Origin of the sequence: Pantoea sp. UBA4549 (genome assembly GCF_002387285.1) — a bacterium.
In the GTDB taxonomy this organism is placed as follows: Bacteria; Pseudomonadota; Gammaproteobacteria; order Enterobacterales; family Enterobacteriaceae; genus Pantoea; species Pantoea borealis.
The window spans coordinates 200,386-224,656 of the sequence record NZ_DGLH01000009.1 but is presented as its reverse complement, the minus strand read 5'-3'; the positions used below and the strand labels follow the sequence as shown (position 1 = coordinate 224,656).

General features: G+C 55.3%; 21 protein-coding genes and 1 pseudogene. 12 read left to right on the top strand and 10 right to left on the bottom strand.

Translation table 11 applies throughout. The features are described from left to right. Nucleotides 1-4 precede the first annotated feature (4 nt). The 4 genes from pabB (at nucleotide 5) to B3041_RS07755 (ending at nucleotide 5,274) form a co-directional block, all read left to right on the top strand. A complete protein-coding gene (gene pabB, locus B3041_RS07770; RefSeq protein WP_292971166.1) occupies nucleotides 5-1,363 on the top strand; it encodes an aminodeoxychorismate synthase component 1 in 1,359 nt (452 codons plus the stop codon). Nucleotide 1,364: 1 nt separating this feature from the next. Further along, nucleotides 1,365-1,931, top strand: coding sequence for a CoA pyrophosphatase (locus tag B3041_RS07765; RefSeq protein ID WP_292971163.1), 567 nt, complete (start codon nucleotides 1,365-1,367; stop codon nucleotides 1,929-1,931). Between the two features lie 188 nt (nucleotides 1,932-2,119). Beyond that, nucleotides 2,120-3,484, top strand: coding sequence for an L-serine ammonia-lyase (gene sdaA, locus B3041_RS07760; protein ID WP_065649140.1), 1,365 nt, complete (start codon nucleotides 2,120-2,122; stop codon nucleotides 3,482-3,484). 230 nt (nucleotides 3,485-3,714) lie between these two features. Beyond that, nucleotides 3,715-5,274 carry an EAL domain-containing protein gene (locus B3041_RS07755; RefSeq protein WP_065649139.1) on the top strand — a complete coding sequence of 520 codons (1,560 nt, stop codon included), beginning with the start codon at nucleotides 3,715-3,717 and terminating at the stop codon, nucleotides 5,272-5,274. 46 nt (nucleotides 5,275-5,320) lie between these two features. Here B3041_RS07755 and B3041_RS07750 read toward each other — a convergent pair whose 3' ends face one another. Beyond that, nucleotides 5,321-6,886, bottom strand: a complete 1,566-nt coding sequence (locus B3041_RS07750) for a TerC family protein (RefSeq protein WP_292971158.1) — start codon at nucleotides 6,884-6,886, stop codon at nucleotides 5,321-5,323. Nucleotides 6,887-7,385: 499 nt separating this feature from the next. Between B3041_RS07750 and manX the strand changes: the two genes are divergently transcribed. From manX to B3041_RS07730, 4 genes are read left to right on the top strand one after another with little or no spacing between them, the layout of a single operon-like run. Next, a complete protein-coding gene (gene manX, locus B3041_RS07745) occupies nucleotides 7,386-8,333 on the top strand; it encodes a PTS mannose transporter subunit IIAB (protein ID WP_065649137.1) in 948 nt (315 codons plus the stop codon). 56 nt (nucleotides 8,334-8,389) lie between these two features. After that, complete coding sequence (locus B3041_RS07740; protein WP_065649136.1) at nucleotides 8,390-9,190, top strand: PTS mannose/fructose/sorbose transporter subunit IIC; 801 nt, start codon at nucleotides 8,390-8,392, stop codon at nucleotides 9,188-9,190. Between the two features lie 14 nt (nucleotides 9,191-9,204). Continuing rightward, nucleotides 9,205-10,050: a PTS mannose transporter subunit IID gene (locus tag B3041_RS07735; RefSeq protein ID WP_065649135.1), complete on the top strand. Its 846-nt coding sequence runs from the start codon at nucleotides 9,205-9,207 to the stop codon at nucleotides 10,048-10,050. 50 nt (nucleotides 10,051-10,100) lie between these two features. Further along, entirely contained in the window at nucleotides 10,101-10,559 is a 459-nt protein-coding gene (locus tag B3041_RS07730; protein ID WP_292972399.1) for a DUF986 family protein, read from the top strand. On the opposite strand, the gene rlmA is transcribed toward B3041_RS07730, so the two are convergent. The 5 genes and pseudogenes from rlmA to B3041_RS07705 all read right to left on the bottom strand — a co-directional run bounded on the left by rlmA (nucleotide 10,556) and on the right by B3041_RS07705 (nucleotide 13,678). Further along, nucleotides 10,556-11,362 (bottom strand): 23S rRNA (guanine(745)-N(1))-methyltransferase, encoded by an 807-nt coding sequence (rlmA, locus tag B3041_RS07725; RefSeq protein ID WP_292971152.1) that lies wholly within the window; start codon nucleotides 11,360-11,362, stop codon nucleotides 10,556-10,558. The genes B3041_RS07730 and rlmA overlap by 4 nt on opposite strands. Before the next feature lie 138 nt (nucleotides 11,363-11,500). Beyond that, nucleotides 11,501-11,710 (bottom strand): transcription antiterminator/RNA stability regulator CspE, encoded by a 210-nt coding sequence (cspE, locus tag B3041_RS07720; RefSeq protein WP_021510024.1) that lies wholly within the window; start codon nucleotides 11,708-11,710, stop codon nucleotides 11,501-11,503. A 21-nt stretch (nucleotides 11,711-11,731) separates the two neighbouring features. Next, nucleotides 11,732-11,867: pseudogene (locus tag B3041_RS16895) on the bottom strand (DUF2627 domain-containing protein). 514 nt (nucleotides 11,868-12,381) lie between these two features. After that, the gene (locus tag B3041_RS07710) at nucleotides 12,382-13,383 is read right to left on the bottom strand and encodes an MBL fold metallo-hydrolase (protein WP_065649132.1); all 1,002 of its coding nucleotides are present in this window, start codon (nucleotides 13,381-13,383) and stop codon (nucleotides 12,382-12,384) included. Between the two features lie 19 nt (nucleotides 13,384-13,402). Then, nucleotides 13,403-13,678 (bottom strand): YebO family protein, encoded by a 276-nt coding sequence (locus B3041_RS07705; RefSeq protein WP_292971115.1) that lies wholly within the window; start codon nucleotides 13,676-13,678, stop codon nucleotides 13,403-13,405. Between the two features lie 211 nt (nucleotides 13,679-13,889). Here B3041_RS07705 and B3041_RS07700 point away from each other — a divergent pair, with 211 nt between their 5' ends. Both B3041_RS07700 and B3041_RS07695 read left to right on the top strand, forming a co-directional pair. Next, entirely contained in the window at nucleotides 13,890-14,129 is a 240-nt protein-coding gene (locus tag B3041_RS07700; protein WP_065649130.1) for a YobH family protein, read from the top strand. Between the two features lie 141 nt (nucleotides 14,130-14,270). After that, the gene (locus B3041_RS07695) at nucleotides 14,271-15,650 is read left to right on the top strand and encodes an MFS transporter (RefSeq protein WP_065649129.1); all 1,380 of its coding nucleotides are present in this window, start codon (nucleotides 14,271-14,273) and stop codon (nucleotides 15,648-15,650) included. A 63-nt stretch (nucleotides 15,651-15,713) separates the two neighbouring features. Here the strand turns inward: B3041_RS07695 and htpX are convergent, their stop codons facing one another. From htpX to B3041_RS07675, 4 genes are all read right to left on the bottom strand, one after another. Further along, the gene (htpX, locus tag B3041_RS07690) at nucleotides 15,714-16,595 is read right to left on the bottom strand and encodes a protease HtpX (protein WP_065649128.1); all 882 of its coding nucleotides are present in this window, start codon (nucleotides 16,593-16,595) and stop codon (nucleotides 15,714-15,716) included. A 220-nt stretch (nucleotides 16,596-16,815) separates the two neighbouring features. Continuing rightward, the gene (prc, locus tag B3041_RS07685; RefSeq protein ID WP_065649127.1) at nucleotides 16,816-18,855 is read right to left on the bottom strand and encodes a carboxy terminal-processing peptidase; all 2,040 of its coding nucleotides are present in this window, start codon (nucleotides 18,853-18,855) and stop codon (nucleotides 16,816-16,818) included. A 20-nt stretch (nucleotides 18,856-18,875) separates the two neighbouring features. After that, nucleotides 18,876-19,556, bottom strand: a complete 681-nt coding sequence (gene proQ / locus B3041_RS07680; RefSeq protein WP_065649126.1) for an RNA chaperone ProQ — start codon at nucleotides 19,554-19,556, stop codon at nucleotides 18,876-18,878. A gap of 96 nt (nucleotides 19,557-19,652) precedes the next feature. Then, nucleotides 19,653-20,153 (bottom strand): GAF domain-containing protein, encoded by a 501-nt coding sequence (locus B3041_RS07675; RefSeq protein WP_065649125.1) that lies wholly within the window; start codon nucleotides 20,151-20,153, stop codon nucleotides 19,653-19,655. A 217-nt stretch (nucleotides 20,154-20,370) separates the two neighbouring features. Between B3041_RS07675 and yebS the strand changes: the two genes are divergently transcribed. Next, the gene (gene yebS / locus B3041_RS07670) at nucleotides 20,371-21,615 is read left to right on the top strand and encodes a membrane integrity lipid transport subunit YebS (RefSeq protein WP_065649124.1); all 1,245 of its coding nucleotides are present in this window, start codon (nucleotides 20,371-20,373) and stop codon (nucleotides 21,613-21,615) included. Then, complete coding sequence (locus B3041_RS07665; protein ID WP_065649123.1) at nucleotides 21,584-24,217, top strand: PqiB family protein; 2,634 nt, start codon at nucleotides 21,584-21,586, stop codon at nucleotides 24,215-24,217. The genes yebS and B3041_RS07665 overlap by 32 nt, the downstream gene beginning before the upstream one ends. Nucleotides 24,218-24,271: the final 54 nt, after the last annotated feature.

Genomic DNA, 24,271 nt, shown 5'->3' with positions numbered 1-24,271 from the left:
ACTCATGATCGCAAAAACCCTCACGCTTACCTATACCCCCGATGCCCTGCTGAGCCGCTTTGCCACGCTCGCGCATCGCCCGTGGGCCATGCTGCTGACCTCAGGTCAGGCCGATCACGCGGATAACCGTTTTGATATCCTGACTGCCGATCCGCGCGTCACGCTGACCACGCGCGGCAGGTATACTGAAATTGATGATGGCACCGGCATGCGGCGCTCTGAAGAGGACCCGCTGCAGCTGCTGCAGCGACAGATTGACCGGCTGGACCTGCAGCCCGCTTTCCACCCCGATCTGCCTTTTCAGGGCGGTGCGCTTGGCCTGTTTGGTTACGATCTCGGACGCCGGTTTGAACGGCTGCCGGATGTAGCGCAGCAGGATCTGCAGACACCTGACATGGCGGTGGGCCTGTATGACTGGGCGCTGATTGCCGATCACCACCTGCAGCGGCTCACGCTGGTTTCTCTCAGCGATGCTGACGCGCGCTGGCGCTGGCTGCAGGCGCAGGCGCTTCCGCCGCCGCGGGCGTTTCGCTTAACCAGCGCGTGGCGATCTAACCTCACGCGTGAGGCCTACGCAGCCCGCTTTAATGCCGTACAGGCGTATATTCAGGCGGGCGACTGCTATCAGGTCAACCTTGCCCAGCGTTTCGAAGCACACTATAGCGGAGATGAGTGGCAGGCGTTTCTGCGCCTTACGCGCGCCAATCGCGCGCCCTTTAGCGCGTTTCTGCGTCTGCCGGACAGCGCGCTGCTCAGCCTGTCGCCGGAACGCTTTCTCTCGCTGCAGCAAAACGTCATTGAAACGCGCCCGATCAAAGGCACGCTGCCGCGCCTGGCAGAGCAGGAGGCCGATCGTCTGCAGGCAGAGAAACTGGCGCACTCGGCTAAAGATCGCGCTGAGAACCTGATGATTGTTGATCTGATGCGTAATGATATTGGACGGGTCGCTGAACCTGGCAGCGTTAGCGTCCCGGAACTGTTTGTGGTTGAACCGTTTCCGGCAGTGCATCATCTGGTGAGCACCGTGCGGGCCCGCCTGCCTGATGCTTTACGCGCTACCGACCTGCTGCGCGCCTGCTTCCCGGGAGGCTCAATCACCGGGGCGCCCAAAATCCGCGCGATGGAGATTATCGAAGAGCTGGAGCCGCATCGCCGGAACGCCTGGTGCGGCAGCATCGGCTATATCAGTCTGTGTGGCCGGATGGACAGCAGTATTACCATCCGTACACTGATCGCGGAAGACAATACCCTCTACTGCGCGGCAGGCGGCGGACTGGTGGCCGACAGCGAGCTGCAATCTGAGTATGAAGAGACCTTCCATAAGGTTAACCGCATTCTGCCCAGCCTTAGCGACGAGAAGTAAAATGACGGCCGAACTCAGCCAGTTTTTGACGCGTTTTATGCTGCAGCCCCCGCGCCCCGCGCGCCTGCCGGCCCCTGCCGGACGTCATGCGGCAGTGCTGGTGCCGATTATCAATAGCGCCGAGCCGGCACTGCTGCTGACGCGACGCTCGGCGCTGCTGCGCAAACATGCCGGCCAGGTTGCATTTCCGGGCGGCATGCAGGATGCCAGCGATACCTCACTGATCTGTACCGCCCTGCGTGAAGCGCAGGAAGAAGTGGGCATCGATCCTCATCAGGTGAGGATCGCCGGTGTACTGCCGGCAGTCACCAGCAGTACCGGCTTTGCCGTAACGCCGGTAGTCGGTATCCTGCCAGCCATGCCGCTCCGGCTAAACCCGGATGAAGTAGAAAGCGCATTTACTATGCCACTGCGGGAAGCACTGCATCTGGCACGCTATCATCCTCTGACTTTGTATCGCGGCCAGCAGCAGCACCGGATCTGGCTCTCCTGGTATAACGATTATTTTATCTGGGGCATGACGGCCGGCATTATCCGCGCACTCGGTCAGCAGATTGCGCTGCCCTGAATCCTGTCTGCAAACTCCTGGCTGAAAAATCGATCCACTTCACAAAGGTATGGCCAGATAACTATTTCTGCGGTTTATAATTAGATTATTTCATGCGAAAAGCTGTTCTTTCGCCCGCCGTGGCGATTACTATTAGCCGCAATTACGGCTCAGGCCGCAGAAACCCGTATTTGTGAGGAGCGTCACCGTTGATTAGTGTTTTTGACATGTTCAAAGTGGGCATCGGCCCATCCAGTTCACATACCGTAGGCCCGATGAAAGCGGGCAAACAGTTTGTTGATCTGCTGGCTGAGCAGGGCAAACTGCAGGATGTCACACGCGTAGCGGTGGATGTGTATGGCTCTCTCTCGCTGACGGGTAAAGGGCATCATACGGATATCGCTATCATTATGGGCCTGGCGGGTTATGAACCTGCTACCGTGGATATTGATGCGATCCCGGCGTTTATCAAAGACACAGAAACGCGTGAGCGCCTGCTGCTGGCTAAAGGCGCACATGAGGTGGATTTCCCGCGTGAAGGCGGAATGGTATTCCGCAGTGAAAACCTTTCGCTACATGAAAACGGCATGACGCTGTATGCATTTGCCGGGGATCTGCTGATCCTGACGAAAACCTACTACTCCATTGGCGGCGGGTTTATCGTTGATGAGGCGCATTTTGGTCAGCCGGTACTGGATGAAGTCTCTGTGCCTTATGCATTTCACTCCGCAAAAGAGTTGCTCAGCCACTGCAGTGAGACGGGGATGTCGCTGTCAGGACTGGTGATGCAAAATGAGCTGGCGCTGCATAGCCGTGAAGAGATTACTCACTATTTTACCGACGTCTGGCAGACCATGCAGGCGTGCATTGACCGTGGCCTGAACACCGAAGGCGTACTGCCGGGGCCGCTGCGCGTGCCGCGCCGTGCCGCCTCTTTACGCCGCCTGCTGGTCTCTTCGACCAAGCACTCTAACGATCCGATGAACGTGATTGACTGGGTCAACATGTTTGCCCTGGCGGTAAACGAAGAGAATGCCGCAGGCGGACGCGTGGTCACGGCGCCTACTAACGGTGCCTGCGGCATCGTGCCGGCGGTGCTTGCCTATTACGATCACTTTATCGAAAGCGTCACGCCCGATATCTTCATTCGTTATTTTCTCGCGTCAGGCGCTATCGGCATTCTCTATAAAATGAACGCCTCAATCTCTGGTGCCGAGGTAGGCTGTCAGGGCGAAGTTGGCGTCGCCTGCTCTATGGCGGCAGCGGGTCTGGCGGAACTGCTGGGTGCCAGCCCGGAACAGGTGTGCGTGGCGGCAGAAATTGGCATGGAGCATAACCTGGGTCTGACCTGCGATCCGGTTGCCGGCCAGGTACAGGTGCCGTGTATCGAGCGCAATGCTATTGCGTCGGTCAAAGCCATCAACGCGGCGCGCATGGCGCTGCGCCGCACCAGCGCCCCGCGCGTCTCGCTGGATAAAGTGATTGAGACCATGTACGAAACCGGGAAAGACATGAACGCTAAATATCGCGAAACCTCGCGGGGCGGTCTGGCCATCAAAGTACAATGTGACTGATGTTTATCCGGAGTGCGCTGATTACATTTAGCGCACTCATACTAATTTCTGCTTTTTTACCTACCTCGGCGTTGCCAAACCAGATATTGTAATTTTCCTGCGCGGATCCGGCAGGCCGCGTTTTTTTATTGCCCTCTTTTTTACCGGGCAGCGCTAAACCTGGCCGTCCCTGTGCCGATAACCTTCACGTTAATTTGCTCCTGATCTGTGTCTTAACAAGGTGGTTACTGATGCTCATTCCCCAGCAATTTGTGGGTCAATTTCGCCGTAAGCGGCTGCTTATTGCGTTAGTGATCGCGACGCTGGTTTTGATCCTGACTCTGGCTTTTCGTTATATCGAAGAGAAGTCACGTATTGAGCAACAGTCGCTTAACTTTGCCAGCCGCGCCATTGAGCGGTTTGATCGTATGTTCTCACCGCTGGATGTTTCTGCCAATAATACGCTGGGGCTGGTGGGCCTGCCCTGTTCGCTGGTGCGTTATCCGCTGATCGAAAAGATCGCTGCACTGCAGACGGTGCGCACGGTGCTGCTGGTGCAAAACGACACTATCTACTGCTCCAGTATCTATGGTGCACGCGATATCTCTTTTAGTCAGACCTACCCGGAGCTGGCGCTCAATAATCAGCGTATGCTGCTGACTACAGATGATTACCTGCTTAAAGGCTCGCCGGTGCTGCTGCTGTGGACGCCAAAGTCGCTGGATAATCGCGATGGCTTACTGCAGGTGGTGAATGTTGAACTGATGAGCAATTATCTGCTTGAGCCTCAGCTGCCGTGGGTAGAGCGGGCTATTTTCAACGTTGGCGGTCAGAGCCTTGAGTATGGTAATCCGATGATTGAACATACGGTGCCCTCAGAAGATGAAGTCGCTTACGATCAGGCATCATTACGCTACCCGTTCACCATTACACTTTATGGTCCCTCACCTGCGCGTCTGGCGTTAAATACGCTGCCTTCCCAGCTGCCGCTGGCAATGATGCTGAGCCTGCTGATTGGCTATATTGTCTGGCTGGCCACGGCCAATCGTATGAGCCTCAGCTGGCAGATCAGCTACGGGATCACCGCCAGTGAATTTATGGTTTACTGTCAGCCGCTGATCAATGCCCGCAGCGAACAGTGTGAAGGTATTGAGCTTTTGCTGCGCTGGCATAATCCGCGTCAGGGATGGATTGCGCCGGATGTCTTTATCCCACTGGCGGAACGGCAAAACCTGATCGCTCCCCTGACCCGCTTTGTGATTGCCCGGGCCGTAGAGGCGCTGCCACAGCTGCCGCAAAGCAGCGCGTTCCATATTGCGATTAACGTCGCCGCCAGCCATTTTCACGATCGCGCCATTGTGGAAGATCTGCAGCAGATATGGTGGCCCGCTAATCCGCATCCGCAGCTGGTGGTTGAGCTGACAGAGCGTGACGCCTTGCCGGTTATCGATCAGTCGGTCGTGGCGCAGTTGCACAACATTGGGGTGCGTCTGGCGATAGACGATTTCGGCACCGGACACAGTTCGCTGGCCTACCTGAAGGATCTGCAGCCCGATGTATTGAAAATTGATAAGATTTTTACGGCGGCTATTGGCACTGATGCCATTAACGCCACGGTAACCGATATGGTGATTTCACTGGCGCAGCGCCTGAAGATTGCGCTGGTGGCCGAAGGCGTAGAGACCGCTGAACAGGCCTCCTATCTGCGTGAGCGCGGGGTAGATCATCTGCAGGGTTATTTTTATGCGCGCCCCATGCCAATTGAAGATTTTCCGGCATGGCTGGCCCGGCATCAGGAAACAGAAGCATAAAAAAGGGCCGTCGCGATGACGGCCCTGTCAGCATAGTCACGCGTAATTACGCGTTTTCTTCATCTTCATCGTGAGGCGCATCTCTGGTCACCCGTACCAGGTCGATACGGTAATCCGTCGCTTCAACAATTTCAAAGTGCAGCGGCGGCAGATCAATCACTTCACCGGGCTGCGGCAGCTGACCTTTCTGCTCAATCAGCAGACCCGCCAGCGAAGCGTGATCGTCTTCCTGTTTGACCAGTTCATGATAGTCGAGCAGCTGCTGCAGCGAGTGCAGGTCGGTGCCGCCCTTGACCAGCCAGCCATCACCATCGGCGATCACATCCGGCGTCTCATCTTCATCCGGAAATTCACCGGCAATCGCTTCAAGTACGTCCAGCGGCGTAATCAGCCCCTGTACCATACCAAATTCATTGGTCACAATGACAAAACTGCCTTTCGCCCGGCGCAGCACGCCCAGCAGATTAATGGGATCCAGCGTCTCAGGTACAATAATTGCCGGTGAGCCAGATGCGAACGTGGTTACATCCATACCGTGTTCCAGCGCCACCAGCAGCTCCTTCGCACGCACCACGCCGATAATCTCATCCAGCTCACCGCGGCACACCGGAAACAGGCTGTGTGGCGTATCCAGCAGCTGCATGCGGATCTCATCCAGCGGGCGCGTCACATCAACCCACGAAATATCGCCACGCGGCGTCATGATGCTGCGAATTGAGCGCTGCGACAGCGTCAGTACGCCGTTGATCATAAAACGCTCTTCATCTTTAAACGCTTCCTGCGGCATGGCGTTATTCAGCGTATGATCATCCTGTGAAGGCTGCTGCTGACGATTGCGACCGCCCATCAGACGTAAAATAGCCTCTGCCGTCCGCTCACGCATCGGGCGACGCGCCTGATGGCGCATAAAGTTGCGACGGGCGATCTGGTTAAACAGCTCAATCAAAATTGAGAAACCAATCGCCGCATAGAGATAACCTTTCGGGATATGGAAACCGAACCCTTCCGCTACCAGCGACAAGCCGATCATCAGCAGGAAGCTCAGACAGAGCACTACGACCGTCGGATGCGCGTTGACAAAATTAGTCAGCGGTTTTGACGCCAGCAGCATCATACCCATTGCGATCACTACCGCCGTCATCATCACCGGCAGGTGATTAACCATACCGACTGCAGTTATAACGGCATCCAGCGAGAAGACGGCATCCAGCACCACAATCTGTGCAACTACCGCCCAGAAGCTGGCATAGTTGCGATTACCCTGCTGCTCCATCCCTTTATTTTCCAGGCGCTCATGCAGCTCCATCGTGGCCTTGAAAAGCAGGAACAGGCCACCAAACAGCAGGATCAGATCGCGGCCGGAAAAGCTGAAATCCATCACGCTGAACAGCGGACGGGTCAGCGTGACCATCCACGAAATTAGTGAAAGCAGGCCGAGGCGCATTACCAGTGCCAGCGACAGACCAATCAGTCGCGCTTTATCGCGTTGCTTTGGCGGGAGTTTGTCAGCAAGAATGGCGATAAAGACCAGGTTATCAATACCCAGCACAATTTCCAGCACGATCAGCGTTAACAGCCCCGCCCAGATCGAGGGATCCAAGAGAAACTCCATCAGTGACTCCTTGCTAATAAAGTAGACGCGCGAAAATCAGTCTGCACCGGTAAGTGAGACAGCTGAATAGTCGGGGGCGAAATAACGCTGAACGGCATGGCGATCTGGGCCGGCTGGCACAGTAAGGATAAGAAGCGACGTCGGTGACGGTCCATAAAGGTGAGCTTGAGCCCGGTACTCCTGAATAATAAACAGAAAGTTAATGTATCAGTTACCTCAACAAGATCAAAAAATTTTCTTACATTTACAAATAACTGCGCTGGCGCATAAAAATGGCATAAAAAAGTCCGCCAGGCCGCTGTTACCTCAGATAACCGACAGGCGTCACACTCTTTCTTCTTTCGCTAACTAAAATAAACGGCGACATTAACGCAAATTGATAAATGCTCAGACCTTTATCGTAGCGGCTCATGCTTACCCTGCCTGACGAGTCCGGCCGCATCTTTATCCCTGTTAACGCCCTTTACTGACAGGGTTTCGTTGTAAACGGAGGTAGCAGGTGACCATCGCAATAGTCATTGGTACACACGGCTGGGCAGCAGAGCCGCTCCTGAAAACAGCAGAGATGCTGCTGGGCGAACAGCACAATGTGGCCTGTATCGATTTTGCACCCGGTGAAAATGCCGAAACGCTGATGGATAAGTATCGCGGCCGGCTGGCAGAACTTGATACCGCACAGGGCGTACTGTTTCTGGTTGATACATGGGGAGGCAGCCCGTTTAATGCCGCCAGCCGCCTCGTCACGGATCGCCCGGATCAGGAGGTTATTGCCGGCGTCAATATTCCGATGCTGGTCGAAACGCTGATGGCCCGCGATGACGACCCTGAACTGGCGGCGCTGGTGCAGGTCGCGACCGAGGCCGGCCGGCAAGGCGTCAAAGCACTAAAGGCAACCTCTGTCTCCTCTGTTGCAGCACCGGTTAAGCCTGCTGCGCCGCCGCTGGCGCCTGGGCAGCATATGAAAATCGGGCTGGCACGCATAGACGATCGTCTGATTCATGGTCAGGTAGCGACCCGCTGGACCAAAGAGACCGGCGTCAGCCGCATCATCGTGATCAGTGATGAAGTGGCAAACGATCATGTGCGCAAAACCCTGCTAACTCAGGTAGCGCCGCCAGGCGTTACCGCGCACGTGGTCGATATTGCAAAAATGATCCGCGTCTGGAACAACCCTAAATATGCTGGCGAACGCGTTATGTTGCTGTTTACCAATCCCACCGACGTTGAGCGCGTTGTGGCGCAGGGCGTGAATATCACCAGTGTGAATATCGGCGGCATGGCATTTCGCCAGGGTAAAACGCAGGTTACTAATGCGGTTTCAGTGGATGAGAAGGATATTGCGGCCTTTCGTCAGCTCAACGCCCGCGGTATTGAGCTTGAGGTGCGCAAAGTGTCTACCGATCAAAAACTCACTATGATGGACCTGATTGCGAAGGTCACTGCCTGATTTGCTGCCGCCCGGTAACCATAGCGGGCATCCTGAGTGTGCTGAGGAGATGCAAAATGGAAATAACCACGCTACAGATTGTACTGATATTTATCGTGGCCTGTATTGCCGGTATGGGATCTATCCTGGATGAATTTCAGTTTCACCGTCCGCTGGTCGCCTGCACCCTGATTGGCGCCGTGCTGGGTGACATGAAAACCGGCATTATTATCGGCGGTACGCTGGAGATGATCGCGCTGGGCTGGATGAATATCGGAGCGGCGGTAGCTCCCGATGCGGCCCTCGCCTCCATCATATCCACCATTCTGGTCATTGCCGGCGGGCAAAGCGTCGGTGCCGGTATTGCGCTGGCGATACCGCTGGCGGCGGCGGGTCAGGTGCTGACCATCATTGTGCGAACGCTGACCGTGGCATTTCAGCATGCGGCAGATAAAGCGGCCGAAAAAGGCAACCTCACCGCCATCTCCTGGATCCATGTCTCCGCCCTGCTGCTGCAGGCGATGCGCATTGCTATACCTGCACTGATAGTCGCTATCTCTGTCGGCACCAGCGCCGTGCACACGCTGCTGAGTTCCATTCCGGACGTAGTCACAAACGGCCTGAATATTGCCGGCGGCATGATTGTGGTTGTGGGATACGCGATGGTCATCAATATGATGCGCGCCGGCTATCTGATGCCGTTCTTCTATCTTGGGTTTGTCACCGCCGCGTTTACTGATTTCAATCTGGTCGCACTGGGCGTTATCGGCGTGGTGATGGCCATTCTGTATATCCAGCTCGCCCCGAAATATAACCGGGTCACAGGCGCAGCGCCGGCAGGCGCGACGCAAAACGACCTTGATAACGAACTTGACTAGGAACAGGTGCCACTATGGTTGACAGCACGCGAATAGCGAAAAAGCTCACTTCCGGTGATGTGCGCGCCGTGTTCATACGTTCTAATCTGCTTCAGGGATCATGGAACTTTGAACGCATGCAGGCGCTCGGTTTCTGCTTTTCTATGGTACCGGTGATCCGTCGCCTCTATCCGGAAAACGACGACGCACGTAAACAGGCGATCAGGCGTCATCTGGAGTTTTTCAATACGCATCCCTATGTAGCCGCGCCGGTACTGGGCGTCACTATGGCAATGGAGGAGCAGCGGGCAAACGGTGCCGCAATTGACGATGGCGCCATTAACGGATTAAAGGTGGGCCTGATGGGCCCGCTGGCAGGCGTGGGCGACCCCATCTTCTGGGGCACCGTACGGCCGGTATTTGCCGCGCTTGGTGCGGGTATTGCCATGAGCGGCAGCCTGCTGGGTCCGCTGCTGTTTTTTGTGCTGTTTAACGTTGCCCGCCTGCTGACCCGCTATTATGGCGTTGCCTATGGCTATCGCAAAGGCGTTGATATTGTCAGCGATATGGGCGGCGGTTTTCTGCAGAAGCTTACCGAAGGCGCATCGATACTCGGCCTGTTTGTGATGGGCGCTCTGGTCAATAAGTGGACGCACGTTAATGTGCCGCTGGTGGTCTCCCGCATCACCGATCAGACCGGTAAAACCACGGTCACCACCGTTCAGTCTATTCTCGATCAGCTTATGCCAGGCCTGATCCCGCTGCTGCTGACATTCGGCTGTATGTGGCTGCTGCGCCGCAAAGTCAATGCGCTCTGGATCATCATCGGCTTCTTTGTTATCGGCATAATTGGTTACTGGATTGGCCTGCTGGGACTGTAGGCCGCTTTCAGGCCAGACGCATGACACAGGCAGTGTGAAGAGGAACTATGATGGCGCTGACCGATCTGCTGCTGATACTCTGCATTGCCGCTCTGCTGTTGTTTGCCATTTACCATGAAGCGGTGTTGCCGCGCCGTAAAGGCGTTACCCTGTTGCGGGTCGCACTGCGACGACGTCACCTGCCCGATAGCGCCATTTTTATCGGACTGCTGCTGATTCTGCTGTGGAAAAATGTCAGCAATGCGGGGTCGCCGCTGACGACAACGCTGATTATGGTGCTTTGTGCACTGACATTCTGGTTATGCTGGCTGCGCCGTCCGGTGCTGCTGCTGAAGCAGGAAGGGCTGTTTGATAACGGAATCTGGATCCGCTATGCACGCATTGCCGCGATTAATCTTTCGCAGGAGGGGGTTCTGCTGCTACAGCTGGAGCGACGGCGGCTGATGATTGCGGTCAATACGCTGGATGATCTGGAGCGTATCTGGCGTACGCTCCTCACTGCCCGCTAATCGCGCTGCCACAGCGAAAGCGTAAAGTCAGCGTCGCAGAGGAACGATTCTGCCTCTGCCAGCGTTTGCCATACCGTTTCCGTCGCACGCCAGGCAAAGGGAGTCATCTGCAGCAGGCTCACTGCTTCAGCACCGCTTAGCGTCAGGCCATAGCTGAGAGACTGCGACTCACACAGCGTAAAGCCGGTATAGGTTTTCTCTTCTGCAGCATGCAGCTGCACCTGCGAATAGATTAGCGCCTTAAACTGCTGCAGATGGTGCGGACCTGGCGTAACGGTCAGCAGATAACCGCCTGGTTTTACCACGCGGCTAAGCTCCTCTTCATTACAGGGCGCATAGATGCGCACCACCGCATCGAGTACGGCACTGGCAAACGGCAGCCGCTGGCTGGAGGCCACGCAAAACCGTACCTGCGCATAGCGCTTTGCCGCCATGCGGATTGCCGGTTTGGCGACATCCAGCCCAAAGAGCTGAGCGTCTGGCAGCGCGCTGGCCATGGCGCTGGTGTAATACCCTTCACCGCAGCCAATATCCAGAATCTGAGCCGCAGGCAATGTCAGCCGTTGTGCCAGTATTGCTGCCACGCGATCGCGTAGCGGCTGGTAGTGGCCTGCATCCAGGAAAGCGCGGCGCGCCTGCAGCATCTCCAGGCTGTCACCCGGCTCTCGCGACCCTTTGTGCTGCACCGGCAGCAGATTGACATACCCTTCTCTGGCCTGATCAAACTGATGACCAGCGTCACAGCGAAACGCGCCCGCCTGCTGGGTTAATGGCTGGCGACACAGGGGACAGATCAGGGACATAACAAACTCCGGTTCAACAATAAGCGGCGCAGTTTACCCTGAAGCAGAAGTAACAAAAAGCATAAAGAAAAGCCCCGCTCGGAGAGCAGGGCTTACGATTCGTTTCAGCAGGTACAGTGACCCGGGCTGAGCAGAAAATCAGATAGCGGTAACGTTAACCGCTGCAGGACCTTTCTGGCCATCCTGAATTTCAAACTCAACCTGCTGGCCTTCAGCCAGAGTTTTGAAACCATTACCCTGGATAGCAGAGAAGTGTACGAACACATCTTTGCTGCCGTCAGCAGGAGTAATAAAACCAAAACCTTTAGACTCGTTAAACCACTTAACCTGACCTTTAATCTTTGCCATTTTGCAAATTCCTTTAAATGTTTATTTTGCCCGAAGGCAGTATTGCAGAGAAAACAGAGACGTTACTGAATGAGGCACTAATTTAAGGTTCGGCAAGGAAGCGGTATTCAACGTCAACGTCTTTACTCAAAACTTCTTTACTGAAGATGCCATGCATAAACAGAACTGTACCTCGTTTGACCCGCTGATGGTTATCACATATCCGCTAAATAATGGCAAGGCATTTTTAAACAGTGGTCGACTTGCCGCACATTATTATCGGGGAGACCCATTCTGCAGCCCTGAAATAGAGGTCACAAACGGGCAATGCTGCACAAAACCCTTGATGATTAGCGCTTTTCTGCAACAACGTCAAGCGCAGCGGCAGCACGGAGATTTGTGTTAAGCGCCAGACACGACGTTAAACATGTTGCATTATTATGGCAGAGAGAAAGTATTTATCTCTGCCTTGTAAAATAACAGCGCCTGCTTCTCTCAATACACAGTGTGTACAATTAAGCCTGCGGAGTACAGGTTATAAAACGCTTTTGCACCAAAACCGGGAAAGTTATTATCGGTCCGCTCCGGATATAAGCATTAACCTGCTGAACTTATCTGTTATTTTTATAAGGCTACGGATCTGCACAGGTTAAAAAAACTGTACAGGATATGCATTGCCGCTCAGAAAAATCTTATACAACATCTGACAGTGTCCGGCTTTCCCCCACCCGCCACGGGCTGAAACGCCTGGCCAGAGGCGTTTCAGCGGCGGCCAGCGCACGCATCAGTTCAGCAGGAGGCGCATCCAGCGCTTCATCAGCCAGTTCATAAACGCCCCAGTGTATAGGTATGGTTAATGGATGCCCGGCATGTTGCCATAAGGTTACCGCTTGCTGAGGGTTCATATGCTGGCTGCGCATGAACCATTCTGGTGCATACGCGCCAACCGGCAAGGCAGCAAGGTTAAATGGCCCAAGCCGCTGCGTAATCTGCAGCAGGTTATCACTGTAACCGCTGTCGCCGGAAAACCAGAAGTTGAGGGTGCCGCAGCGAATTACCCAGCCGCACCAAAGTGAGCGATTGCGATCCCACAGCGTGCGCATACTCCAGTGGCGCGCCGGTACGGCAGTGATGCTCAGCTCCTGATTATTCGCAGACTCCCACCAGTCCATCTCGGTTACGTTGCGGGCGCCCCGCTTCCGGCACCATGCGCCCAGACCAAGCGGAACCCTTATCTGCACCTCAGGAAAGCAGCGCAACAGGCGCTTTATCGTGACCCGATCAAGATGATCATAGTGGTTATGCGAAATCAGCACATAGTCGAGCCGCGGCAGCTGTGTCACATCAAGCGGCGAAGGTATCTGACGTTCAGGACCGGCAAAGGGCAACGGCGAAGCGCGCGGCGATAATGCCGGATCGATCAGGATATAGCGCTGCTTCAGGCGCAGCAGCAGCGCAGCGTGGCCCAGCCACCAGATGCGATCGTCACTACCGCTCAGATCGGCGGGCTGATACCAGCGCGCGCTGAAATCCGCATAGCCGTTTGCAGGCGGCGGCGGGAGATGCTGCGCTTTACGTTCACGACGCCAGCGCTGTAAATCACCGGGCTGACGCAGCTCACCTTCGGGATTGCAAAATCCGTCAGGCGTATGATGTGCTTTTGAAGCGTCGTACCAGGGATTTCTGCGGCTCATGCTCTCTCCGTGTTTACAATCAGCGTTCCGGGATCAGCCGGATAAAATCGCGTGAGGCAGTGCCCTCGTCATCCTGTACAGCAGACGACGTTTCTCCCTGCGCCTTCGCAATACGTTGCAGCAGCGCGGTCTGTTTTTTCTGCTCTTCAACCAGTGTCTCCAGCAGCTGCAGATGCTCGCTGGCACGCACGCTGGCGCGATTAACAAAAAACCAGATGATAAAGGCCACAAGAATAATGAGTGCCACGATACCATAGTGCAGTAGCGGGCTGGAGTTTGCGGCTAATTCGTTCATAACGGCCTCAGGTGACGATCGGTAAAGTTTTAACGGCGCTAATTCTACCTGTTGCGTCAGGAAAAGATATCTTCTGCGGCAAAAGCAGATTTTGCCTGCCACAGCGCTTTCAGCTATCTCCGATCGTATTGGCGGGCAAAGCACGGCATGGTACGCCTGTCGCGCTTATAGCCAAACGGAAGCGGCGCATTTTCAATTTCGGGAGTTAATAATGAAATACTTTATTCGTCTGGTCATGCTGTTCGCACTGCTGTGGCTGGCCCTGCTCTTCACTGGCTATGGTGTACTGACCGGCAGCGCTGAAAAAGCAGCGGGTCTTGGCCTGGAATGTAACTATCTGACCGCACGCGGTGTCATGACCGCCCGGTATCTGCATACTGATAGCGGCATTGTCGGTGTAACGGCCTGCCCGCTGCTGAAAAAAAGCGGTGAGGTCATTGATAACCAGTAATCCTGTCGGGCTCAGCGTGAGCCCGTTTTCATTTCTCTCACGCCGGCATCAGCGAATGCGTGTTTTTCACACCTGTGCCGATGCTTTCTGTCGCTGAATTGATTAGCATGATGATATTCACTTCCTTTACTTATCACTATTATGCCTTCAATTGCCCCTCAGGATGGACTTCCGCTGCCGCAGCGCTATGGCGCCATCATAACCATTGCGCTGGGTATTATGATGGCGGTGCTGGATGGTGCTATCGCTAACGTAGCGCTGCCAACAATTGCCCGCGATCTCAGCGCCAGCCCGGCTGAGTCAATCTGGATAGTCAACGCGTACCAGATCGCTATTGTGACCTCCCTGCTGTCGCTCTCCTTTCTGGGGGATATGCTGGGATACCGCCGTATCTATCAGGCCGGGCTTATCCTGTTTATCGCAACGTCGCTGTTCTGTGCCCTCTCCTCCACACTGACCACGCTGACTGTGGCGCGTGTGCTGCAGGGATTTGGCGGCGCCGCGCTGATGAGCGTTAACACCGCGCTGATCCGCATTATTTATCCGCAGCGCTTTCTCGGACGCGGTATGGCGATCAATTCCCTCATTGTTGCTGTTTCCAGCGCCGCCGGTCCCACAGTTGCCGCAGCTATTCTTGCCGTAGCCAGCTGGCAGTGGCTGTTTTTAATCAATATCCCGTTTGGGCTTGCGGCGCTCTGGCTGGCGCTGCGGTTCCTGCCCGATAATCCGCAAAAAGCGCGCCAGCAGAAATTTGATATTCCGAGCGCGGTAATGAACGCGCTGTTTTTCGGACTGCTTATCACCGCATTGAGCGGCTTTTCGCAGGGGCAGCCCGCCAGTCTGATCGTGGCCGAGCTGGCGGCGCTGCTCATTATCGGGATTGTCTTTGTGCGTCGTCAGCTGACCATGACGGTGCCATTGTTACCGGTTGATCTGCTGCGTCTGCCCCTGTTCTCGCTCTCCATTGGCACCTCTGTCTGCTCTTTCTGTGCGCAGATGCTGGCCATGGTTTCGCTGCCGTTTTATCTGCAGAATGTGCTTGGCCGGGATGAAGTGGCAACCGGTCTGCTGCTGACGCCGTGGCCGCTGGCAACAATGGTGATGGCGCCGGCTGCCGGACGTTTGATTGAGAAATATCACGCAGGCTTGCTGGGCGGGCTGGGACTGGCGCTGTTTGCCGCCGGGCTGTTTCTGCTGGCCATGCTTCCGGCGCAGCCTGCTGATGCGGATATTATCTGGCGTATGATGCTGTGCGGTGCCGGTTTTGGCCTGTTTCAGTCGCCTAATAATCACACTATTATCTCTTCCGCCCCGCGCAGCCGCAGCGGCGGTGCCAGCGGGATGCTGGGCACCGCGCGTCTGACAGGACAAAGCGCCGGTGCCGCACTGGTGGCTTTGATGTTCAACCTGTTCAGCGATAACGGCACGCACGCCTCTTTGATCCTTGCCGGAGGCTTTGCTTCCGTTGCCGCTGCGATAAGTCTGGTGCGGCTGACCCAGTCGCGTGCGCCAGCGGCCTGAGGCTCTTCGTGTGCCAATAAAAAAGGCATCACCGCAGTGATGCCTTTTTTCCGTCAGTCCGGGTTATTTCAGATACTGCCCGCTGCGCAGCGCTTCGATACGCTTATCAAGCGGCGGGTGAGACATAAACAGCTCACTGAACGACTTGTTTTTACCGTTGATGCAGAACGCCATCATACTGCCTGGCTCCTGCGGCTCGTAGCTGGTTTTCAGACGCTGCAGCGCGGCGATCATTTTCTCGCGGCCAACCAGTTTTGCCGATCCTGCATCAGCATGAAACTCACGGTGGCGTGAGAACCACATCGTAATAATGCTGGCGAGAATGCCAAAGAGCAGTTCCAGCACCGTTGCAACCGCAAAGTAGACCAGCGGATTACCGTTGCTGCTCTCTTCGCCATCGCGGTTACCGGACAGAAAGCCCGACGCAACCTGCGCAATAATGCGCGAGATAAAGATAACAAAGGTGTTCACAATGCCCTGAATCAGGGTCATGGTGACCATATCTCCGTTAGCGATATGCGCGATCTCGTGCGCCAGTACGGCTTCGGCTTCATCGCGGCTCATGTTCTGCAGCAGGCCGGTTGACACCGCGACCAGCGAGGCGTCGCGGCGGGCGCCGGTCGCAAAGGCATTAATATCGGGCGCGTGATAAATGGCCACCTGCGGCATCGCAATGCCAGCCTGCTGCGCCTGGCGACCCACGGTCTCCATCAGCCAGCGCTCGGTCTCATTGCGGGGCTGCGTAATTACCTCCCCGCCCACGGAGCGCAGCGCCATCCATTTGGACATCAGCAGTGAAACAAACGCACCGCCAAAGCCAAACAGACCCGCCATAATCATCAGGCCCTGAACACTGCTTGACTGGATTCCTGTCAGACTCAGAATGAGTCCGAATACCAACATCACCGCCAGGTTGGTGATCAGGAAAAGAGCAATACGCATCATAAATGTTATTCTTCCTCAGTTGTGCACGCGCTTGTACGCGGATATATATCCTATGTTCATTACGCGGCTTTTCAAGCGACCTTAATCTTTAAGTGCCTAAAAAAACAAAACTTTACATTCCACTCTGACGGTCATTTACAGACTGCTCAGACCACTTATTTAGCGAGTATAGTGCAAAAAAAAACACCGCCGTAGCGGTGTTTTGTGACCAGCTTCAGGATTACTTTGCCGGAGTGGCAGCAGGCTGAGAAGCCGCCAGCTGCGCCAGATCGTTGGCAATTTTTACGGTCTCGTCCAGATAAGGATCGGGCTCTTTATAATCCTTCGGCAGCGCTTCGAGATTTTTCAGCGGTTTTTTACCTTCCATCTGATAGCGCGCGTTAATCCGCTCCAGGCGCAGCGCATCCTCTTCATGGCTCTCTTTTTCACGCTGAGCCAGGTTGAGCGACACGATGTTACGCTTGTCTTTCATCGCATTGAAACGCGCAATATCTTTCATGATGTACTGGAACTCGCGATCCTGCGCAATGCGATCGGCATGGGACTGCGTCAGCTTCGGCACCAGCGCGGTGATATCACCGGTTTTGGTATACGTCGCCGCATTGATGCTGTCCCACGGCAGTGCGTTATCTTCAAATTTTTCGCCGGTCTCTGCTGCTTCAACGCCGGTCGGCATCAGCAAATCAGGAGTGACACCTTTGCGCTGCGTACTGCCACCGTTAATACGATAAAATTTCTGGATGGTATATTGTACCGACCCCAGCGCAGGCCATTCCGGACGCAGCATTTGATCGTAGATGCGGTTCAGAGAACGATACTGCTGTACGGTTCCCTTGCCAAAGGTTGGTTCGCCGACAATCAGCGCCCGGCCATAATCCTGCATTGCCGCAGCAAAAATTTCCGAGGCTGACGCACTGAACCGATCAACCAGTACCACCAGCGGACCTTTATAGTAAACAATGCCGTCGGTATCGCTGTCTTCACGCACCCGGCCATTGTTATCTCTGACCTGCACCACCGGGCCGCCCGGAATGAAGAGGCCGGAGAGTGACACGGCTTCAGTCAGTGCACCGCCGCCATTGGTCCGCAGGTCGATAACCACGCTGTCAACGTTTTGCTTTTGCAGTTTCTGCAGCTGTACTTTGACATCGTCAGTCAGACCAACATAGAAACCCGGAATATCCAGCACGCCGACTTTTTCTTTGCCAACGTTATGCACCGTGCCTTTTACCGCGCGATCTTCCAGACGGATTTTTTCACGCGTGAGCGTGACGGTCCGGGTTTTGGTGCCTTTACCGGCAGGCAGGATCTCAAGGCGCACTTTGCTGCCTTTTGGTCCCTTGATTTTTGAAACCACATCATCAAGACGCCAGCCGATGACGTCTTCAACGGGTTTACCCGGCTGACCTACCCCGACGATGCGATCGCCAACGGTAATCGATTTGCTTTTTGCCGCCGGACCGCCAGCAACCATAGAGTTGATAACCGTATAGTCATCATCCATCTGCAGCACGGCGCCAATCCCCTCAAGCGACAGGCTCATCTCAGTGTTGAACTGTTCAGTATTGCGCGGGGAGAGGTAGTTGGTGTGGGGGTCGATCTCATGAGCAAAGGCGGTCATTGCCAGCTGGAATACATCTTCGCTGTTGCTCTGAGCCAGGCGGCGGATGGCAAAGTTATAACGCTTAGTCAGCGTTTCACGGATCTCTTTGTCATCTTTGCCCGCCAGCTTCAGGCTGAGCTCATCATATTTCACTTTGGCATCCCAGAGCGCGTTCAGCTCTGCGGTGCTTTTTGGCCAGGGCGCCTTTGCGCGGTCAATATCAATGGAATCATTGCCGCTGAAATTCAGCGGACGATCCAGTACCGTTAGCGCGTATTGATAGCGCTCAAAACGGCGTTTTTGCGCCAGGTTATAAAGATCGTAAAACAGGTTCAGCTTACCGCTGCGCAGCTCATCGCCGAGCGTGGTTTTTTTATCCGCATATTGCGCAACGTCAGATGCCAGCAGCACATTATGGCTGTAATCCAGCAGATTCAGATAGCGATCAAAAATTTTTGCTGAGAAGTCCTGATTCAGATCGAACTGGCGGTAGTGAGAGCGGGTAAAGCGCGATGTAACCCGCTCGCTGACGGTGGGATGCTGGGCTTCTTCGTGTAACTGCGGGATCTGGTCTGCACGCGTAATGTTATCTGCGGCAACGGACGGGCCTGCCAGCAGCAGGCCCGCGATCATACCGATCTTAAAAAAGCTGTTCATGCCAGGGTCGGGCCTCCGTTTCAGAACTGCAAGTGTTCTGCGCGCACAATCATTGCCAGGCCGGAAGCAAGCTGTACCCGAACGCCATCTTTAGTAATTTCAAGAATGGTAGCGTCCATAGCACTTTTGCCTGCTGTGACTTTAATAGTCTGACCTGGCTGCAAAGCTGAGGTGTCGGTAACGGGTTTTGCCCGCGGCGGACGTGGCGCGGCGTTGCGTTCTGCAGCACCGGTGCGTGGCGTCTGAGGGCGTGGCTTACGCGGCGCATCGCCTTCAGCCGCTTTACGCGGTGCTGGCTTACGCGGACGACGCTCTGCACTCTCTTCTCCCGCTTCGCGCTTTTTCGCCCGCTGCTGCTCACGCTGCGCCTGAACGCGTGCCTTTGCCTCTTCCAGCTGCTTACGCGCATGCTCTACGTGCTGCTCATCCAGCACGCCACAGGCGTTGCCATCAAGATCCACACGTGTTGCACCTGCTTTGATACCGTAAAGATAACGCCAGCTGGAGGTATAAAGACGCAGAGCTGAACGCAGCTGCGTTTTGCTCGGACTATTTTCGCCCTGAACGCGCTCGACCAGATCCTGAAAGATACCGATTTTGAGCGGACGCGCTTCACCTTCGGCGCTAAAGCAGTGCGGAAAACGTTCCGCCAGAAAGGCGATGACTTCTTTACTGCTATTCAACTTAGGTTGATTTTCCATGAAATTTCCTGATTACAACGGATTTGCCGACCAGAGAGGGCATGAACAGGCGACATTATAATGACAACATCGCCAAATGCCATGCAATCCAGACGATTAGCTATGCGACAGCGCAATAAATTTTTCGATGTTGCTGTTCGCCAGCACCTCACACAGCCCGTCGGCAAGGGCTACCAGCCCTGCTTCATCCTCACTATCAAAGCGGGAATGAAGTGTACTGTCGATATCAAGAACGCCTGCCAGAAGACCCTTCACTTTCAGAGGAATCACGATTTCTGCGTTGCTGGCGGCATCACAGGCGATATGGCCAGGGAACGCGTGCACATCATCCACGCGCTGGACACGCCCTTCTGCCATTGCCGTGCCGCACACCCCTTTACCCACCGGAATGCGCACGCAGGCAATTTTGCCCTGGAACGGACCCAGTACCAGCGTATTCTCTTCCGTCAGCAGGTAAAAGCCTGCCCAGTTAACCCCTTCCAGACGCTCAAACAGCAGCGCACTGCAGTTAGCCAGCGCGGCCAGGAAAGAAGTTTCGCCCGCCAGCAGCGCCCGGGCATCACGATTTAGATCCTCGTAAAAGGCTTTTTTGTTCATTGATCAACCATAATTCATCACTGAGAGGTGTCAGTTTTCCCTCAGTCGTTAAAATAAGCACTAATAATCCAGCCCAACAAGGTGAATCATTGAATAAGTTGCTATACCCTTAGCACGCTATGATTGAGACTGATCTCGTACCACAAGATAGTGCAGGCTGCATGTTCTGTTCAGACTGCCGGCAACCGTAACGAATGATGGGCCACTCGCGTCACTTATGAAAATTCACGCTATCAGCCAGAGCTTGCCCCACGCACGTTATCAGCGTTGCCCCCAATGCGATACCCTTTTTTCCTTACCGGATGTGAAATCGCATCAAACTGCCTATTGCCCGCGCTGTCATGCCAAAATCCAGAACGGCCGCGACTGGTCAATGCGGCGTCTGACCGCAATGGCAGTCACAATGCTGGTGCTGATGCCTTTTGCTTTCAGCCTGCCGCTGGTTGAAATTCGTCTGCTTGGCATGCGCATTAACGCCAGTCTGCTGGAAGGCGTATTGCAGATGGCGCAACAGGGCAACGTGCTTACGGCCGCTATGGTCGCTTTTTGCACCATTGGTGCTCCGGTTACGCTGGTTGCCGGCATCAGCTACCTGTGGATCGGCAACCGGCTGGGCATGAATCTGCGCCCGGTGCTGCTGATGCTTGAGCGGCTAAAGGAGTGGGTGATGCTGGATATTTATCTGGTCGGCATTGGCGTAGCCTCGATCAAAGTTCAGGATTACGCCTCGCTGGCGCTGGGCTATGGACTGGCCGCTTACGTGGCCTTAACCGTACTGAGCCTGCTCACCATTATTCATCTTAACGTGGAAGAACTCTGGGAGCATTACTATCCGCAGGACACGCCCACTGCACCGCCGGAGCGCTGGCAGGTCTGTCTGAACTGTCACCACACCGGGATGCCCGATGCGCGCGGCCGCTGTACGCGTTGTCATACGCCGCTTGATTTTCGCCGCCGCCACAGCCTGCAAAAGTCCTGGGCGGCATTAATCGCATCAATTGTCATGCTGATCCCCGCCAATCTGCTGCCAATTTCCGTGGTATTTGTAAACGGCTCGCGGCGCGAAGACACTATTTTTTCCGGTATTCTTGGGCTCGGCTCGGGCAATATCCCCATCGCGGCGGTGGTGTTTATCGCCAGTATTCTGGTGCCTTTCACAAAAGTACTGGTAATGCTGACGCTGCTGCTCAGCATTCACTTCAAATGTGAGCAGGGGCTGAAAACCCGCATCCGGCTGCTGCGCGTGGTGACCTGGGTAGGACGCTGGTCGATGCTGGATCTGTTTGTTATTGCTTTAACGATGTCGCTGGTCAATCGCGATCAGCTACTGGCTTTTACCATGGGACCTGCCGCGTTTTACTTCGGCGCAGCGGTAATCCTGACTATTATGGCTGTTGAGTGGCTGGATAGCCGCCTGATCTGGGATGCACATGCAACAGGAAACGCCGACTACACCGACTAGCGCAACCGTACGTAATAAACGTAAGTTGTCGCCATTCTGGCTTTTGCCCATTATCGCCCTGCTGATTGCCAGCTGGCTTTTGTGGACCAACTATCAGGAGCGCGGGACAACGATTACCATCAACTTCCAGACGGCAGACGGCATTGTGCCGGGCCGCACGCCGATTCGCTATCAGGGTGTGGAAGTCGGTACCGTGCAGGGCATTGAGCTGAGCGATGATTACCGCAGCATTCGCATCAAAGCGAGTATCAAAAGCGATATGCGTGATGCACTGCGTGAAAATACGCAATTCTGGCTGGTGACGCCAAAAGCTTCTCTCGCTGGCGTCTCCGGACTGGATGCGCTCGTGGGCGGTAACTACATCGGTATGATGCCTGGCGATGGCAAAGAGCGCGACCATTTCACCGCGCTTGATACGCAGCCCAAATACCGGGTCAATACCGGCGAGCTGCTCATCCATCTGCATGCGCCTGACCTGGGTTCGCTTAATACCGGCTCGCTGGTCTACTACCGCAAGATTCCGGTGGGACACGTCTATGATTACAGCCTTAATGGCAATACCGATGGCGTCACGATTGATGTGCTGATTGAGCGGCGTTTTATCAACCTGATCAAAAAGCAGAGCCGCTTCTGGAACGTTTCCGGTATTGATGCCGATGTCAGCCTGAGCGGTGCAAAAGTGAAGCTTGAGAGCCTGGCCGCGCTGGTGAACGGCGCTATCGCCTTTGATTCCCCGGAAAAAGGCGACCCGGCTGAGAGCGAGCAGAACTATCAGCTCTATCCGGATCTTGCACACAGCCAGCGCGGCGTGCTGATTAATCTTGAACTGCCTGATGGTAACAACCTTAAAGCCAACAGTACGCCTTTGATTTATCAGGGGCTGGAAGTAGGCACACTGACCAAACTTACGCTGTTGCCTGGTGGTAAAGTTTCGGGGGAACTGACCATTGATCCGTCAGTTACCGGCCTGATGCGCAGCGGTACACGTATTGAGATGCGCGCACCGAAACTCAGCCTCACTGACACCAGCCTGAGCAGCCTGCTCACCGGTAACACGCTGGAGCTGGTGCCCGGCGACGGCGAGCCGCAGGACCATTTCAGCGTGCTGCCCGCCAGTGAAACGCTGCTGCAGAAACCGGATGTCCTGACCGTACAGCTCAGCGCGCCGGAAACCTACGGTATTGATGCCGGCCAGCCGGTCGTGATCTATGGCATGAAGATTGGTCAGGTGATCTCACGCAAACTGGATGAAAACGGCATCAATTTTGTCGTCGCGATTAACCCTGAATATCGCCAGCTGGTGCACGCTGACAGTAAGTTTATTGTCAACAGCCGCCTGAACGTGAAATTTGGCCTCGACGGCATGCAGGTGCTGGGTGCCAGCGCACGTGAATGGGTGGATGGCGGTATTCGACTCGATCCCGGCGCTAAAGGTAAAGCCTCCAGCCGCTATCCGCTCTATGCAGACGCCGAGCGGGCGGCGGAAGGGATCACCGGCGACCAGCCGCCAGCCACCCTTACGCTGACGGCAACCAGCCTGCCAGATGTCCAGGCGGGTTCGGTGGTGCTCTACCGCAAGTTTGAAGTCGGTGAAGTGGTCGATGTGGTGCCGCGTGCAGACGCGTTTGATATCTCAGTGCATATTCAGCCGCAGTATCGCAAGCTGCTGACCAGCGAAAGCGTATTCTGGGCTGAAGGCGGTGCCAAAGTGCAGCTTAACGGTAGCGGTCTGACCGTACAGGCGTCGCCAATTAACCGGGCGCTGAAAGGAGCAATCAGTTTTGACAATCTGACCGGTGCGCAGGCGAAAAAAGGCGTTAAGCGCGTGCTGTACGCGTCAGAAACCGCAGCGCGCGCCGTGGGCAGCCAGATTACCCTGCACACTTATGACGGCAGCAAGCTGGCGGCAGGCATGCCGGTTCGCTATCTCGGTATCAATGTCGGTCAGGTAGAATCGCTGGCGCTGAGTCAGGATAACAATCAGGTGGTCGCCAAAGCTGTGCTCTATCCGGAATATGTGCAGGACTTTGCCCGCACGGGCAGCCGTTTCTCAGTGGTATCGCCGGAAATTTCTGCAGCAGGCGTCAACCATCTGGAGACAATTCTGCAGCCTTATGTGAACGTTGATCCCGGCAAAGGTGCGATGGCGCGCAGCTTTGAACTGCAGGAAAGCACGATCACTGACTCGCGTTACCTGAACGGCCTGAACATTTATGTCGATGCCGCCGAGGCAGGCTCGCTCTCGCTGGGCACGCCGGTGCTGTTCCGTGGCGTTGAGGTCGGTACGGTCACCGGCACCTCGCTGGGTAATATGGCCGATCGGGTGCAGATTGCGCTGCGCATCAGTAAAAAGTATCAGCACCTGGTGCGGAATAATTCGGTGTTCTGGCTGGCATCCGGCTATAACCTCGATTTTGGCCTGATTGGCGGCGTGGTGAAAACCGGCACCTTCCAGCAGTTTATTCGCGGTGGCATTCAGTTCGCTACTCCGCCTACCGTACCGCTGGCACCGCAGGCAGGCGCCAACAAGCACTTCCTGCTGCAGGATGAGGCGCCGAAAGCGTGGCGTGAATGGGGTACGGCAATCCCGGCCCCCCGTTAACCAACCGGGCAGCCAGCAGGCTGCCCGTTCTCTTTGCGCGTGTTACACTGCGCG

Coding starts and splice junctions, on each gene's coding strand:
- B3041_RS07695 (WP_065649129.1), top strand. CDS start 14,271: ATGCCTTCAATTGCCCCTCAGGATGGACTTCCGCTGCCGCAGCGCTAT.
- B3041_RS07730 (WP_292972399.1), top strand. CDS start 10,101: ATGGCGCTGACCGATCTGCTGCTGATACTCTGCATTGCCGCTCTGCTG.
- B3041_RS07705 (WP_292971115.1), bottom strand. CDS start 13,678: ATGAACGAATTAGCCGCAAACTCCAGCCCGCTACTGCACTATGGTATC.
- yebS (WP_065649124.1), top strand. CDS start 20,371: ATGAAAATTCACGCTATCAGCCAGAGCTTGCCCCACGCACGTTATCAG.
- prc (WP_065649127.1), bottom strand. CDS start 18,855: ATGAACAGCTTTTTTAAGATCGGTATGATCGCGGGCCTGCTGCTGGCA.
- rlmA (WP_292971152.1), bottom strand. CDS start 11,362: ATGTCCCTGATCTGTCCCCTGTGTCGCCAGCCATTAACCCAGCAGGCG.
- B3041_RS07675 (WP_065649125.1), bottom strand. CDS start 20,153: ATGAACAAAAAAGCCTTTTACGAGGATCTAAATCGTGATGCCCGGGCG.
- proQ (WP_065649126.1), bottom strand. CDS start 19,556: ATGGAAAATCAACCTAAGTTGAATAGCAGTAAAGAAGTCATCGCCTTT.
- B3041_RS07755 (WP_065649139.1), top strand. CDS start 3,715: ATGCTCATTCCCCAGCAATTTGTGGGTCAATTTCGCCGTAAGCGGCTG.
- B3041_RS07740 (WP_065649136.1), top strand. CDS start 8,390: ATGGAAATAACCACGCTACAGATTGTACTGATATTTATCGTGGCCTGT.
- B3041_RS07735 (WP_065649135.1), top strand. CDS start 9,205: ATGGTTGACAGCACGCGAATAGCGAAAAAGCTCACTTCCGGTGATGTG.
- htpX (WP_065649128.1), bottom strand. CDS start 16,595: ATGATGCGTATTGCTCTTTTCCTGATCACCAACCTGGCGGTGATGTTG.
- B3041_RS07710 (WP_065649132.1), bottom strand. CDS start 13,383: ATGAGCCGCAGAAATCCCTGGTACGACGCTTCAAAAGCACATCATACG.
- B3041_RS07750 (WP_292971158.1), bottom strand. CDS start 6,886: ATGGAGTTTCTCTTGGATCCCTCGATCTGGGCGGGGCTGTTAACGCTG.
- B3041_RS07700 (WP_065649130.1), top strand. CDS start 13,890: ATGAAATACTTTATTCGTCTGGTCATGCTGTTCGCACTGCTGTGGCTG.
- B3041_RS07765 (WP_292971163.1), top strand. CDS start 1,365: ATGACGGCCGAACTCAGCCAGTTTTTGACGCGTTTTATGCTGCAGCCC.
- B3041_RS07665 (WP_065649123.1), top strand. CDS start 21,584: ATGCAACAGGAAACGCCGACTACACCGACTAGCGCAACCGTACGTAAT.
- cspE (WP_021510024.1), bottom strand. CDS start 11,710: ATGGCAAAGATTAAAGGTCAGGTTAAGTGGTTTAACGAGTCTAAAGGT.
- pabB (WP_292971166.1), top strand. CDS start 5: ATGATCGCAAAAACCCTCACGCTTACCTATACCCCCGATGCCCTGCTG.